Annotated in this window: 11 protein-coding genes; 3 read left to right on the forward strand and 8 right to left on the reverse strand. The window is 63.1% G+C overall.

Features of this window, described 5'->3' with window-relative positions:
* Positions 1-71: 71 nt before the first annotated feature.
* Entirely contained in the window at positions 72-398 is a 327-nt protein-coding gene (locus K408_RS0135385) for a nuclear transport factor 2 family protein (RefSeq protein WP_024343269.1), read from the forward strand.
* A gap of 309 nt (positions 399-707) precedes the next feature.
* Here the strand turns inward: K408_RS0135385 and K408_RS41650 are convergent, their stop codons facing one another.
* Positions 708-917 carry a hypothetical protein gene (locus tag K408_RS41650; protein WP_080655016.1) on the reverse strand — a complete coding sequence of 70 codons (210 nt, stop codon included), beginning with the start codon at positions 915-917 and terminating at the stop codon, positions 708-710.
* A gap of 660 nt (positions 918-1577) precedes the next feature.
* On the opposite strand from K408_RS41650, the gene K408_RS44045 reads away from it, so the two are divergent.
* Complete coding sequence (locus tag K408_RS44045) at positions 1578-1985, forward strand: hypothetical protein (protein ID WP_024343271.1); 408 nt, start codon at positions 1578-1580, stop codon at positions 1983-1985.
* Between the two features lie 185 nt (positions 1986-2170).
* Here the strand turns inward: K408_RS44045 and K408_RS0135405 are convergent, their stop codons facing one another.
* The 5 genes from K408_RS0135405 to rocF form a co-directional block, all read right to left on the reverse strand.
* Entirely contained in the window at positions 2171-2518 is a 348-nt protein-coding gene (locus tag K408_RS0135405) for a hypothetical protein (protein ID WP_051160787.1), read from the reverse strand.
* A gap of 51 nt (positions 2519-2569) precedes the next feature.
* Positions 2570-5689, reverse strand: coding sequence for an efflux RND transporter permease subunit (locus tag K408_RS0135410; protein WP_024343273.1), 3120 nt, complete (start codon positions 5687-5689; stop codon positions 2570-2572).
* A gap of 7 nt (positions 5690-5696) precedes the next feature.
* On the reverse strand, positions 5697-7403 hold the full coding sequence (locus tag K408_RS0135415; protein WP_024343274.1) for an efflux RND transporter periplasmic adaptor subunit: 1707 nt from the start codon (positions 7401-7403) through the stop codon (positions 5697-5699).
* 52 nt (positions 7404-7455) lie between these two features.
* Positions 7456-7839 carry a hypothetical protein gene (locus K408_RS0135420; protein WP_024343275.1) on the reverse strand — a complete coding sequence of 128 codons (384 nt, stop codon included), beginning with the start codon at positions 7837-7839 and terminating at the stop codon, positions 7456-7458.
* 194 nt (positions 7840-8033) lie between these two features.
* A complete protein-coding gene (gene rocF, locus K408_RS0135425; RefSeq protein ID WP_024343276.1) occupies positions 8034-9011 on the reverse strand; it encodes an arginase in 978 nt (325 codons plus the stop codon).
* A 258-nt stretch (positions 9012-9269) separates the two neighbouring features.
* Here rocF and K408_RS0135430 point away from each other — a divergent pair, with 258 nt between their 5' ends.
* The gene (locus tag K408_RS0135430; RefSeq protein ID WP_024343277.1) at positions 9270-9530 is read left to right on the forward strand and encodes a hypothetical protein; all 261 of its coding nucleotides are present in this window, start codon (positions 9270-9272) and stop codon (positions 9528-9530) included.
* A 114-nt stretch (positions 9531-9644) separates the two neighbouring features.
* On the opposite strand, the gene K408_RS0135435 is transcribed toward K408_RS0135430, so the two are convergent.
* Positions 9645-12386: an EAL domain-containing protein gene (locus K408_RS0135435; RefSeq protein ID WP_024343278.1), complete on the reverse strand. Its 2742-nt coding sequence runs from the start codon at positions 12384-12386 to the stop codon at positions 9645-9647.
* A 60-nt stretch (positions 12387-12446) separates the two neighbouring features.
* The gene (locus tag K408_RS0135440) at positions 12447-13688 is read right to left on the reverse strand and encodes a FecR family protein (protein ID WP_024343279.1); all 1242 of its coding nucleotides are present in this window, start codon (positions 13686-13688) and stop codon (positions 12447-12449) included.
* Positions 13689-13727 lie beyond the last annotated feature (39 nt).

Raw genomic sequence — 13727 nt, forward strand, 5'->3', positions numbered from 1 at the left:
TGGGATACTAAAATAAAATCAATCGATTTGGTTCCCACCTGACTCAGTTTGGACGGTACAAAGTGACAAATATGTCGTTTGACCCGATGGCCGTTGCGGTCGATTGGCTTGACGCCTACCGCGCGGGTGATCTCGAGACCATCATGGAACTTCATGCCGACGATGCCGTGGTGCACTGCGGCTGCTCCGGCGCCCAAACCATCACCGGCCGGGAGGCACTTCGTGCCTATTGGATCGATCGTCTCCAGAACTTTCCGGCGGGTACCTTGGACGACCTCAATCCCTCCGACAACGGGACGGTTATCTCCTATGTCACCAGCACGGGCGTCATGAGCGCGCTTTTGGCGTTTGATGCCGTCGGCAGGATCAAGCTGCTGGACTGCAGTCCCTTGCAATAAGGCGGTGCCATCCGAGTCTGCAGGAGGAGCGCGCCGGCGTTGCGGTGCAAGGCTGGCATTGCCCATTGTTCATTGAGCGAACATCTCGTCCGCAGCCGTCGGTGCGTTTTGAAGCTGATTGCGGGGGGTGGAGACTCTCGGGGTTTGAGCCGCAAGCTTGGGCTCCCCGGTGTGGCCGCCACTAGCTCCCGAACATGATGCGCAAGGCGATCACGATGACCGCCGAGATGAGAAACGAAATCGCGAGCAGCGTCCAACTCGGCCTTGTGCTTCCGCGAGCCACGCGTGCAACGAGCATTTTCATGTTCATCAACATTCATCGCTGGGAAGTCGATGCAAGTAGGCTATCCCGAAGCTGGCGAGTTCCTCGGCATCGCTTTCGCGCTCTTCCCCTCTCCTGTGCAGGTGGCGTTCCAGCAGGCATCGCCGGCTGTCGAACGCGTCGACATCAGGATGCTGCGCCCGGTACACTGTCCAGGCGGTCTCCGCGGCGTTCTTCAAGACGGCATCGTCGACCACGCTTGCTCTCCGAAGGCCGGATCCATCCGTGCCAACTCTAAGGCGCTCCAGAAGGTTTCCTATTTTTCCCGATTCCGGTGACGGAACGCGCCGACGAGACCAAGCATGATGGGCCAACGCTTGCTCGCTGGAACGACGGAGGTGCGCTCCCTCTCCCGCTTGCGCAGAGCTATCGCACATGACCTTTCGGAACTGCCTGAGCAAGCGCCTCGTCCGCCGAGACGACCGCGTCGCGGTCTCCTCGGGATGAGGCTAAGTGGCACCGCGCTCACTGAAGCTGCTGCCGCGCACGTGGTCCTCATCCTGAGGGCCGCCGGAGGCGGGCGTCTCGAAGGAGGGTTGCACGCGAGCTTCCCGCCGCGTTTCCGCATATGCGATTGCCCTGCCGCTTGCGGGAGAGGGTTGGAGAGAGGGTGCTTCCGATGGGACCGCTCCCCAAGAGGAGACAGCCCTCACCCGGAGCTTCGCGCCGACCTCTCCCGCAGGCGCGAGAGGTGAACCACCCGCGGCATTCGGTTCAACCTGAAGCCATTCCGCTCCAGGGCGTCCGCGTGCGTCGGAGGAGCTGCCGACGTAGCTGCCAACCGCACACTAGCAACCATTGCCTATTTTTCCCGTTATTGCCGGGGCGGAAGCAATGTCATGTGAAAGGGTATCGCGATGAAGAAGATTGCAATGTCGACACTGGTAGCCGGCACTATCGGTCTCAGCTCGGTCGCGGCGACGTCTCCCGCGGAAGCTCATTGGCGAGGCTGGGGACCCGGCATCGCGGGCGGCCTTGTTGCAGGGGCCGTTATCGGCGGGCTCGCCTCCTCCGCGTATGGTTGGGGGCCTGGCTATGGCTACGCTCCAGGCTACTACCGCGCTGGCTACTATGGCGGTCCATACGCTTACGACTACGGATATGATGCACCGTACCGCTGGGGCGGCGGATACACCACGACCACGTATTATACGCAGCCGGTTTCCTACGGCTACCGCTATCGCCGCGTCGTGCGTCCCGCTCACGCCTATTACCGCGGATCCTATCCCGTCGTGCGGCACCGTTGGAATCATCACCACTGGTAAGCGTTTCGCTCATCTCACGAAGGGGCCGCACTCCGAATGAGCGCGGCCTCACTTCACGATCTCCTGGTTTGCCACCCGGTTCCGGGAGGCTCTCGTCGGGTCGGCCGTCGCGCCGAACGTGGGCGCGGCTTGAGCGCTCCCTCGCCGAAGAAGGTTGGCCGAATTTGGCGCGCAGAGAGTGGCAGCTAGTCCACTGTGTATCTGGCGGTGAGCGAATGACCGTGCAAGCTCGCAGAAAACACCACGATGGCCTTCGGCGACAACTCGGTCTGCAGCGTCCCCTTCATCAGGTTGGGGCTGGCGGGAGCAAGCGGAACGGTGATGGTCTTACCGCCATCCTGAACCGTTGCCCGTCCCCGCATGTCCTTGGTCGAGAGCGGAGAACCATCATCGTCACCGACATAAAAGACGATGTCTGTGCCCTTGCGGACAAACTCGATCGGGTGGCCCTGCGATTTGACGACGGGGCCGCCGTTGCTGCCCTTCGTCTGGGCCGTTGCAAGGTTGGGCATTGCGGCGATCACGACCATCATGGCTGCTGGAATACACGTTCTCATGGGTGGGTCCTCGAGCTTGTGCGGATTTCAGTAGGTTTCCGCGGTTGGGAAGGTTGCGGTATGGCCGGCTACCAGCTGCTCCAGCGGCTGCTTGCCGAAGATGAGAAACAGGATCGGGGTCACGACAGTGTCGAGAATTGTGGCGCTGAGCAGACCGCCGAAGATTGTCACGGCTACGGGATGAAGGATTTCCCGGCCGGGCTCGTCAGCCCCGATCAAGAGCGGCGTCAGGGCCAGCCCTGCGCAGAGTGCCGTCATGAGAACGGGACTGAGGCGCTCCATGCTGCCTCGAGTAACCAACCCGGTTCCAAAACGTTCACCTTCATGAACGGCGAGATTGATGTAGTGGGAGATCTTCAAAATGCCGTTGCGCGCCGAGATGCCGGCAAGCGTGATGAAGCCGATCATCGACGCCACCGACAGAGGCTGGCCGGAGACCTTCAGCGCCGCAACGCTGCCGATGAGGGCGAGTGGTATGCCACCCATGATGATCAGCGACAGCGCGGTTGATCGGTATCGGCTGTAAAGGACGAGGAAGATCAGCGTCAGGGACCCCAGGGATAGAATGCCGATGCGCCAGGAGGCTTCCTGCTGCGCCTGAAAGGCGCCTTCGAGCTTGGTCGTGTAGCCTTGCGGCAAGTCGAGTTCTCGAAGCGCATTCTGAATGTCGGCAGCGATGTCGGCGGTGTCGCGGCGCCCGTCTCCGTTGCCATAGACAACGATCCTGCGCTGAGTCCCCTCCCGTTGAATCTGGTTCGGCCCATCTGTCTCGACCACGTCGGCCAGTGCGCTCAGCGGAACGAACTCCGGGCCGGTCGGAATGAGCAGATTTTGCAGTCCCGTTGTGGAACGGTCTTGCTCCGCCAGGCGCATCACGACGTCAAAACGGCGATTGCCGTCGACGATCTGGGAGACCTTTCGGCCATTGGACAAGGTATCGAGCGCCTGCGTAATCGCGGCCGGCGTCAGGCCATGAAGTGCGGCGCGAGCATGATCGACCTGAACCCGCACTTGCGGAATCAGTACCTGCTTCTCGACCTGTAGATCGACCAGACCGGGAACGGCTGAGAGACGCTGGCGCACGGTCTCCGACAGGCGCCGCAATATCTCCATGTCCTGCCCGAAGATCTTGAGCACGATCTGCGCACGGATGCCGGACTGAAGATGATCCAGGCGATGGCTGATCGGCTGTCCGATGGCAACCGACGCCGGCAGTGCGGAAAGGGATTCCCGAACGCTCGCATAAATATCCGCCTTCTGGCGCTTCGACGGAACCAGATCGACATCGATCTCGCTGAAGTGCACGCCTTCGGCGTGCTCATCGAGCTCGGCGCGGCCAGTACGGCGTCCGACCGATCTCACTTCGGGTATCCTTGCGAGCAACTGCTCCGCCAACAGTCCTAGGCGGTTCGATTCCGCGAGCGAAATGCCAGGATTGTATTGCAGCGACAGCACCAGCGTTCCTTCGTTGAAGGGGGGAAGAAAACTGCGGGGCATCTGGCTCGCGGAGTAACCTGCCACGACGACCGCCGCCGCGACGGAGCCCAGCACCAGGCCACGCCGCTCGAAAGCCCATCCGAGGACCCGCCGGTTGGCCTGCTTCAGCTTGGTGACGATCGGGCTCTCGCGGTCACCTGAACGAGTTCGTCCCGAAAGCAGATAGTAGGCTAGGACCGGCGTTACGGTGATCGACGTCAGCAGCGAAGCAAGGATCGAGACCACATAGGCCACGCCAAGCGGCGTGAACAGCCGCCCCTCGATACCCGGAAGGGCGAACAGCGGCACGAAGACGAGAACGATGATCATCGTTGCATAGACGATGCTGGAGCGGACCTCCTGGCTGGCCGCGGAAATCACTTCCAGAGCAGGACGTGGCATGCTCAGCGCGGCGTTTTCCCGCAAGCGCCGCAGAATGTTTTCAACGTCCACCACGGCATCGTCGACCAGTTCGCCGATGGCGATGGCAAGGCCGCCAAGCGTCATGGTGTTGATCGTGAGACCAAAGGCGCGGAACACCAGGATTGTCACGAGGACCGATATTGGAATGGCGGTCAGGGAAACGAGCGCGGCGCGTCCGTTCATCAGGAACACGAACAGGATGACGGCGACGACGACTGCGGCCTCGACGAGAACGCGCTCGACATTGGTTATCGATGTTTCGATGAAGGTGGCCTGCCGGAATTGCACGTTGGTAACGTTGATCCCATCGCGCATGCTGCGTTGCAGCTCCCTGAGCGTGGCTTCAATATTGCCCGTCAGCGCCACGGTATCCGCAGCCGGCTGCTTCATCACGCTGATGATGACGGCAGGCTTGCCGTTGTACCCGGCGTCGCCCCGCTTGGTGCGCGCTGCAAAATCGACCGACGCGACCTGCTTCAGCAGGATCGGCTGCTGGTCGCGGTTGGCAACGACAGTGTTAGCGAGATCTTCGATCCTCCTGGTGATTCCAACGTTGCGGATCAGGTATTCGCGGCCGTGCTGGTCAACAAAGCCACCGCCGCTGTTGGTGCCGAACTTTGCGACCGCCCGCTCGATCTGGTCATGGTCGATGCCGAGCGCCTGCATTGTCGCGACGTTTGGCGTCACGCGGTACTGGCGGACCTCGCCGCCGATGGGTATGACCTGGGCGACGCCGGGAATGGCAAGGAGCTGCGGTCTGACGACGAAGTCGGCGATCTCGCGCACGTCCATGGGCGACGCCGTGCCATCGCTGGTCAGCGCGATCAGCATGATCTCGCCCATGATCGACGTCACCGGCCCCATCTGGGGATTGACCGAAGCAGGCAATTGTTCGCGGATCAGCGCCAGCCGCTCCGAGACGAATTGCCGGGCCCGGTAGACGTCGACACCCCAGTCGAATTCGACGTAGACGACCGACAGACCGACGCCTGAAACCGAGCGTAGCCGGATCACGCCAGGCATGCCGTTCATCGACGTTTCAATCGGAAACGTCACCAGCTGTTCCACCTCCTGGGGCGCCAGTCCCTCGGCCTCAGTCAGGATGTTGACGGTCGGGCGATTGATGTCCGGCAAGACGTCGACAGAAACGCTCGGCAGGACAAACAGGCCGTAGCCAACCAGCACGGCGGCTACAGCCAGCACGAACAAGCGATGACGCAAGCTTGTCTCGACGATGCGCTTGAACATGAGCGATCTACCGGATCTGGTTGATGAGGTCGGTACCGCGAACGACGATGCGTTCACCCTCGTTGAGGCCGGCCGCCACGATCACGCGGGCCGCGTCGACCGGCAGCACGCGGACCGGCTTCGGCTCGAAGCGCTCGGGCCCGGAGTGCAGCCAGACGATGGTCTCGCCATTGCCGCTCCGAACGACGGCTTCGCGCGGGAAGATCAGACCCGCCACGGGAGTGCCGGTCTGGACCATCACGTTGAGCGGTTGGCCGATATTGAGGCCCGTCGGCGGCTCCGGTATCGCAAACTGAACGACGGCTGCATGCTGGCGCAGTGTTCGGCTTGTTCCAACGAAGGTCAGTGCGATCTGCTGCCCGCTCGGGGACATTGCGGTTGCGGCTTCCGGCTGCTTCGAGCCTATATCGTCATAGGCCAATGCCTCGACCCAGAGGCTGCGAGGGTCCGCGATCTGAAACAGGACGTCTTGCGGTTGGATGACTTGCCCCGGCACGACTTTGGCGGACGTGATGATGCCGCCGGTCGGCGCCCGCAGCTCTTCAAAATCGGTGCGGGAATTTCGGACGGTTTCGCGGCGCGCCCGCAGGCCCTCCAACTCGCTCTCGAGGTCGTTGACCTGCCCTTGGGGCACCGCGCCGCGGTCGGCCAGCGGCCTCAGACGCCCCAGCTTGTTTTCCGTCACCGCCATCAGCTGCTCGATCTCGCCGACTTTCTCGAGGATCGTCGTCCGATCCGCGATTGGCAGACTCGGTTCGATCTGAATGAGCAGATCGCCCTTGCGGACAGATTGTCCGATGCGAGGTATGCCGTCACTGCCGGGAACAACGCGCCCCCCGTAGATGCTCTGCACGATGCTGCTGCGGTCGGGAGCGGCCATGACGCGGCCGATCAGCGTAACCGCGGGTCGAATTGTCCGCGGCTCGGCCGCGGCGGTCCGCACATCAAGCAGCCGCTGCGTCGGCTTGGCTGCAAAGACGGTGCCGTCTTGCAGGCGCCGCGGGGCATCGCTCAGTGCGGGAGCTTCCGGCGGATTTGGTCGCGTTGCGTTCGTCGGGCCCTCGCCGAACACGATGGCCGCGAGAATGACGAAGGCTCCTGCCATCACGGCGCAGATGGAGGCAGCCATGCTGCGGCCACGTTGTCGCCAATAAGCAAAGAGCAGACCGAATCCCACAGCCGCAAGGGCAGAGGCGGCGATCGCGGTTCGGCTGGAAAAGAGCGGACCGTGCTCGTGCTTTTGTTCCGTGGGCCGGGCAACGGCGGCACGCACCGGCACGAGCGAGTCCACCAGCAGATCGTTTCCCTTGCTCGCGGTGATCGAGAAGATGACTTCAACTGATCCGGACGGCGTGCCACTGGGAATTCCGGCGGAGTAGACCCCCTTCCCCACGTTCTCGGCATTGACCGGCTCGGACTCGCCGACCGTGATCTGCAAGGCCGCATCTGAAACCGGCTCGTTCGTGGTCGCATCGTCAATGAAGACGGAAAGCTTGCCGTCTTTCAGGATACCGACGACCTCGTACAGCTCGGACCGCGCGGCCACGCGTGGGTAGGCCGACGAAACAACCGCCGGTTTGTCGGCTTCGCCGTGATCGTGTCCCTCATGGCCAAGGGCGCTCGAGAAACCAAAGAACAGGCTCGCGACCAAGCCAAGGCCGGCCAGCCCAAGGATACCAAGCCGCCCTTTCGGGCAGCGCCGATTGATCAACATGAAAAAGTCCTTCAGACATGCGAAAAGGCGGCGGCCGAGCGGGCCGCCGGAACTACGCGATGCTGAAGGTACTTGGCGGCCGAACGAGCGCCTCTGGGCTCATTCCGACAAGCGCGCGTGCAAGCGGCAGCTCGATGGCACCGAGCACTTCGAACGAGCTGGGCAGGTGAATGAAGTGCGGCGAGGCGATCGAGGTGCCGAACATGTCCCAGGCCACGCCCGGGGCACCACCCTCGCCGTGATCCGGCCCGTCATGAACGTGGCCCTCGGAGTCGTCATCTCCATGGGAATGCACGTGGCCCGCCAGCTGATCATGGAAATGCAGCGACCCGCTCAATGCGACAGAAGGCGCCGGCATGGTGCCAATGGCCGCCTGTACCTGCGAAACCGAAATCAGGCTCACCTGAAGCACGAACGCCCATATCGCCACGAACATGGCTGCTCTGGCGAGTCGACGGAAGCGTTGAGCGAAGCCGTGCTGCACAGCAATGAACTAGGCGATCCCGCCTGCGATTTCAATGACCTTGAGCGATCCCAGGGAGAGCTTTACCGTAAGCGTTCCTCGACAAGTCGCTAGAATCTTCGGCGCGGGGCGCGGCGAGTTCCCTCATCCATGCCTTGTCGATCGGGTCACTCGCCCGGCGCGATCGCGTTGCTCGGGGTCGGCCGATCGGTAATCTGTTGGCCGAACAGGCTACCGATCAGCTCGACAGCCGTACGCGCCGTCCGACCACGCTCATCCAGGAAGGGATTCAGCTCGACAATGTCGACCGACCCGACGACGCCGGAATCGTGCAGCAGCTCCATGATGAGGTGCGCCTCGCGATAGGTGGCTCCGCCCGGCACTGTCGTGCCGACGCCCGGCGCTACGCATGGATCGAGAAAATCGACATCGAAGCTGACATGCAGCACACCGTTGCTCGCCTTGACCCGCTCGATGACGCGGCGGATCAAGACGGCGACGCCAAACTCGTCGATCTGCCGCATGTCCACGATCCGGATCCGACGCGAGCGCATCAACTCCTTTTCGAGCTTGTCGATCGAACGCGCGCCGAATAGGTCCAGCTTGTCCGGACCAATCGAGGCGCGCGGTTCGTCGCCGAGCAGGCCCTCGAGGCCGGGCTCGCCGCAGAGGAAGGCGGCCGACATGCCGTGCATGTTTGCGGTGATCGTCGTCTCCGGCGTGTTGTAATCGGCGTGGGCATCGAGCCAGAGCACGAAGAGTTCGCGTCCGCGCTCCTGCCAATGGCGCGCCATCGCATTGACCGACCCCATCGACAGCGTGTGATCGCCACCGAGGAAGATCGGCAGCGCGCCGGTTGTCGCGATCTCATAGCCCCTGCGGCTCAGGGCGCGCGTCCAGCGTTGGATTTCGCGGTAATGATTGGCGTTTTGGGGCGGCTTGTCGGCAAGGTCCCGAAGTTCAGCCACGGACAGATCGCCACAATCGACGACATCGAAATCCAGGCTTTCGAGCAGCGTCGCAAGGCCGGCGGTGCGCAGCGCCGCGGGCCCCATCAAGGTGCCACGCTGAGAAGCCCCCATGTCGATGGGAGCGCCGAGCAAAGCGATGCGCCGGGCTCGATCCGTCATGGTCCGATCGGTCACGGCTGTCTCCTACATCAGCAAGGTTGACCCAGCCTAACAGAGATTCGCACCCGTCGTTTCCCGGGAAGCCCGCGCGTTGGCCGACGTGTCATCGGAACAAAACCATCCCTGCTGAATTGCCCATCCAGGCCGGCACCCGCCGTCGACCACGGCGCCTGTTGCAGATAACCAAAGGTCATCAGACCCGCTGTTCAAAAAAGCGCTCGCGCGGATAGCCAACGGTGTCGGCCTCCATCGTCAGGCCTGGAGGTCACGCCCTTGAGCACGGAGATACCGCAATCCACATCCCAACCCGGCATGGCCGAACGTGCCATCGACACGGCGGCGGACGTTTCCCGCACGATCGGTGAAGTCGCCGGAGGTCTGCACGCCGCCGTAGGTCGTGTTACCTCCGCCGTCGAGGAATCGCGGAAACCTGGCGGGGCGCTTGCGACAGTCGCAGCGATCACCCGCGAGGCGCCGCTTGCCAGTCTGTTCGTCGCGTTCCTCTTCGGCGTCGCAGTCGCGCGCCGGCGCTAGAGCTGATCCTGAGTGTGCAGCGGCTTTTCCAAAGCATCATGCTGAATCAATAACCTAAAGCGCGATGACGATTCTTCCAGATCTCATCGCGCTTTAGCAGCGAGGCCAACCTGCTCAGGCTGCGCTGATGGCCTCGATCCGGACCGCCAGGAATTGCTTTTCAAATGCCTCGGCCGGCATCGGACGGCCGAAGAAATATCCCTGCCCTTCTTCGCATCCCATGCTGACCAGGAAGTCGGCCGTTGCCTTGTTCTCGATACCTTCGGCCACCACCGTGAGACCGAGTTGCTTGCTGAGGCCGATGGTCGAGCCGACGATGGCGGCATCGTCGGAGTTGGCAAGAAGACCGAACACGAACGACCGGTCGATCTTGAGTCCGTCGAGAGGGAACTTCTTGAGATAGCTCAGGCTCGCATAACCGGTGCCGAAATCATCGAACAGGACGCGGACGCCGAGGTTTTGAATTCTCTTGAACAAGTCGAGCACACGGCGCTCGTCATGAAGCAGGATATCCTCGGTAACTTCGATTTCGAGAAGCGACGGCGTCAGCCCGGTCGTTTCGAGCAGTGCTGCAACTGAGTGCGCGAGATCGCCCGATTGAAGCTGCGAGGGCGAGAGGTTGATCGCGACGCGCACGTTGTTGCCGGACAATTCCCAGGCGCGCGCTTGACGGCAGGCGGTCTCCATCACCCAGTTCGCGATCCGCTCCGACAGCGCAGAGGTGTTAACCACCGGCATGAACTCCGCGGGCGAAACATAGCCGCGCACCGGATGTCGCCAGCGGATGAGCGCTTCGGCCCCGACTAGGCTGCCGTCGATCAGGCGAACCTGCGGCTGGTAGAACAGCTCGAACTCGCCGCGATCCGCGGCAAGCGCCAGCTCGCTCTCCAGCGTCAGCCGATTCTCGAGCTCCTGCCTGATCGCAGTCTCGAAGATGACATGGCTGCCGCGCCGCGTTGCCTTCGCGCGGCTCAGCGCCAGATGGCCGTTGCTCAGAAGATCGTCGGCATTCTGCCCGCCTTCCGGATAGACGGCAACGCCGACGCTGATCCCGACCCGGTGCTGCCGCTTGCCTGCTGAAAGCGGGGCTTGAAACGCCTGCGCGATCCGCTCAGCAAACTCTGCGATCGGTTCGCCGGCTTCCAGGCAATCGATGGCTATGGCGAATTCGTCGCCGCTGAGCCGGGCGACGATCGCTTTGCCGTCGACTTCGCTCCGCAGACGCTCAGCGACCGCGCGCAGCACGAGGTCTCCGGCCGAGTGCCCGAGCATGTTATTGATCTCTTGGAAGCCATCCAGGCCGAGCACGAGCAGTGCGACACCGCAGGACCGCCGCTCCGCCGCACTGATCAGATCGGTGAGGGCCACATGCAGCATGGGCCGGTTGGCAAGACCGGTCAGCGCGTCGTGTTCGGCCAGGTATCTGATACGTTCAGCTTCGCGTTTGCGAACTGAAATGTCGCGTAGGATCGCTCCGTATTGAAAGCCGTCCGTTCCCTGCCACCCCGAGAAGCTCGCTTCGACGGGAAAGGTTTCACCGTTCTTACGTCGGCCCTCGAACTCGACGACGACCGCCCCGCCCGGCACCAGAAGCGCCTGGCGCGCATCATCGAGCATTGAAGGTCTTGCGTCGCCGTCCGTTGGCACGGCGCACAGCGTGTCGAACCGGCGGCCGATGATCTCGGCCGGCATGTAGCCGAAGATCGCGCTCGCGCCGGGATTCCAGACCGTGATCCGGTGTTCCCCATCGGTGCAGACGAGCCCGTCGCCGAGCGACATCGCGATGCGGTGAAATCGGCTCTCGGCGATGCGTCCAAGCAGACTACGGAAGTCGATTTCGTCCAGCGCAATTGCCGTCAGGTAGGCGATGACAGCGATGTGGAACAGCGATGTGTCGATGACGAGCGGCCATCTCGCCTGCACGAAGGCAGCGGCCAGCTCGACGGTTACGCCGGCTCCGATCAGGATTGCCACCCGACTGCTGGGTGCGAAGCGGCGCCACGAATAGACCATCAGCAGGCAGACTGCGCCCAGGCCGAGTATCATGCCGATATTTGATGTCCAACGCAGCATCCGGTTCTGAAGGATCGATTCAGCGGCCAGCGCCTGGAGGACCGGTCCGGAGATGATCCTGCCGTTGGGAACACTGAATCGGTCGCCAAGCTCGAGCGCAGTGGCACCGATGACGACCTTCTTGTCTTTCAGCTTGCCGAGAGTGGCGGCATCGCCGCGCAGCACGTCAACATAGGAGACGGCGGGAATGGAGGCCGCGCGAATGCTGAAGTCGATCAGGAAGGGCCGCCGGCGATTGGCGTCCTGGCCCGCCAGCACGACCGCCATCGAGGGCATGAAAGCGCCGCCGATCTTCTCGTCGAACGGATAGCGGCGCACGAGCCCATCGGTTTCCACGGCGACATTGACGACGGCCGGCCACGACTGGTTGCTGAACGACTTCAGCGGGCGGTTGACGTGAGCCGGGCCACCATTCTGCGTCGGCTGCTTGAAGGACGGAAGAATCGTCGAGCCCCCAACCTCCCGAAGCGCGCGTGCGAAAGCCTCGTCGGAGGCCGAATCGGACGGCGTGCTGAAATCGACATCGAAGGCAATGTCCTGCGCTCCCGCCGCCTCGAGTCTGCGCAGCAGCTCCGCGTGCAGCCGGCGCGGCCAGGGCCAGACCCCGATCTGATCGATCGACGGCGCGTCGATGGCCACGACCACGATCTTGCCGCTGGCATCACGCGATTGCCAGGCGAACCGAAGGTCGGTGAGCGCATTGCGAAGCGAACCATGCCATCCCGTGGACAGCACGATCGCGAGCGCGATCACAACCAGAATATGCGGCCGATAGCGTTTCACTCGACCCTCCCGCGCACCCGCTTCCTACGGGTGCGCCCCCGTCATCCCCTGACAATCGCCTCAGCGTCGGTTGTGACCATAGGCGTTGCCATGGCCGCTATTGCCGCCGTTGCCGCTATTGCCCCTGCCGTTGCCCGTGGCCCCATTGTTGCCATGGCCGCTGTTGCCGCCGTTGCCGCTGTTGCCGTTATTCCCGCCGTTACCGTTGTTGCCGTTGTTGCCGTTGTTGCCGTTGTTGCCGTTGTTGCCGTTGCCACCGCCGTTTCCGTTGTTGGCCCGCGGAGCATCGCTCGATGCACCGGCTGTCGTCGCGGCGATCGTCGCATTTGTGTTGCCGACACCGCTGGCTGCCGCGCTGTTGGATGCGGCCGGATTGGTCTTGCCGTCGCTCCACACCGTCGGATTGTCGGTGCTGGCATTCGCGTTGCGCACCTGTCCGGGCACACCGCCGCCATGAGCGAGGCCGCGCGTGACCTTGTGGACGTTCAGCTTGACCTCGCCGAGCGAGTTCGAAATACGCACCACGCCCGGCTTGGGGGCATGCCCCTCGGACGCCTGTCCCGACGCCTTGGGTGCACCAGCCGCCTTCGTGCTCTTGTCGACTGGACCGAGAGCGTGGATTGCATGGCCGTTCGCGGCATTGCGCGGTGCCGACAGGCCCGATTTCGGCACGGGCACCCGCTCGATGGTCGGGGCGCGCGGCTTGCCTTGCTCGATCGGACTGAACGTGCCTGCGCCGCTCAGACTGAGACCAGGCTTGCCGTGCTCGAAGACGGTGGCAGCCTGCCCCGGCATGACCTGGGCAATCTGTCCCGTCCTGAAGTCGGAGACTTGGACTTGGCCGCGGAGCACGCCGACCTTGGTGCTGCCCGCCGCCACGGTGACGCTGAACCTCGTGCCCTTGACCACGGCTGCGAGGTAGGGCGTCTCGACCTCGAAATGCTTGACGTTGCGCTTTTGGACCTCGAGCAGGATCGAACCTGCCTGCTGGATGATAGTGGTGGAAAGACCCTCCTTCTGCTCGGCTGGAAGGCCAACCACCGAGTTGGGAGAAATCAGCATCGTTTCCTCGCCGCGGACCAGCAGCACGCGCCCGTTACGCCCGGTGCGAATGGTATCGCCAGGCTTCAGCGCCTCCTCCTGCTTCAGCGACACCTGCTGCGCGCCGCTGGTGGCGACCCAGACCTCGCCCGAGGCCTTGCTCACCGACCAAGCTCCGCCGTCCGCGGCGGACGCACCGGAAACCGTCGCGAGGATCAGCGCCGCCGCGAAGGCGCACCGCATTCCAACTCTGCCCAACATCGCGATCCCTCAGTCCGCAGTACAGCCAAGCCTGAGGAG

The organism is Bradyrhizobium sp. in8p8 (assembly GCF_000426845.1).
Lineage (GTDB): Bacteria > Pseudomonadota > Alphaproteobacteria > Rhizobiales > Xanthobacteraceae > Bradyrhizobium > Bradyrhizobium japonicum_C.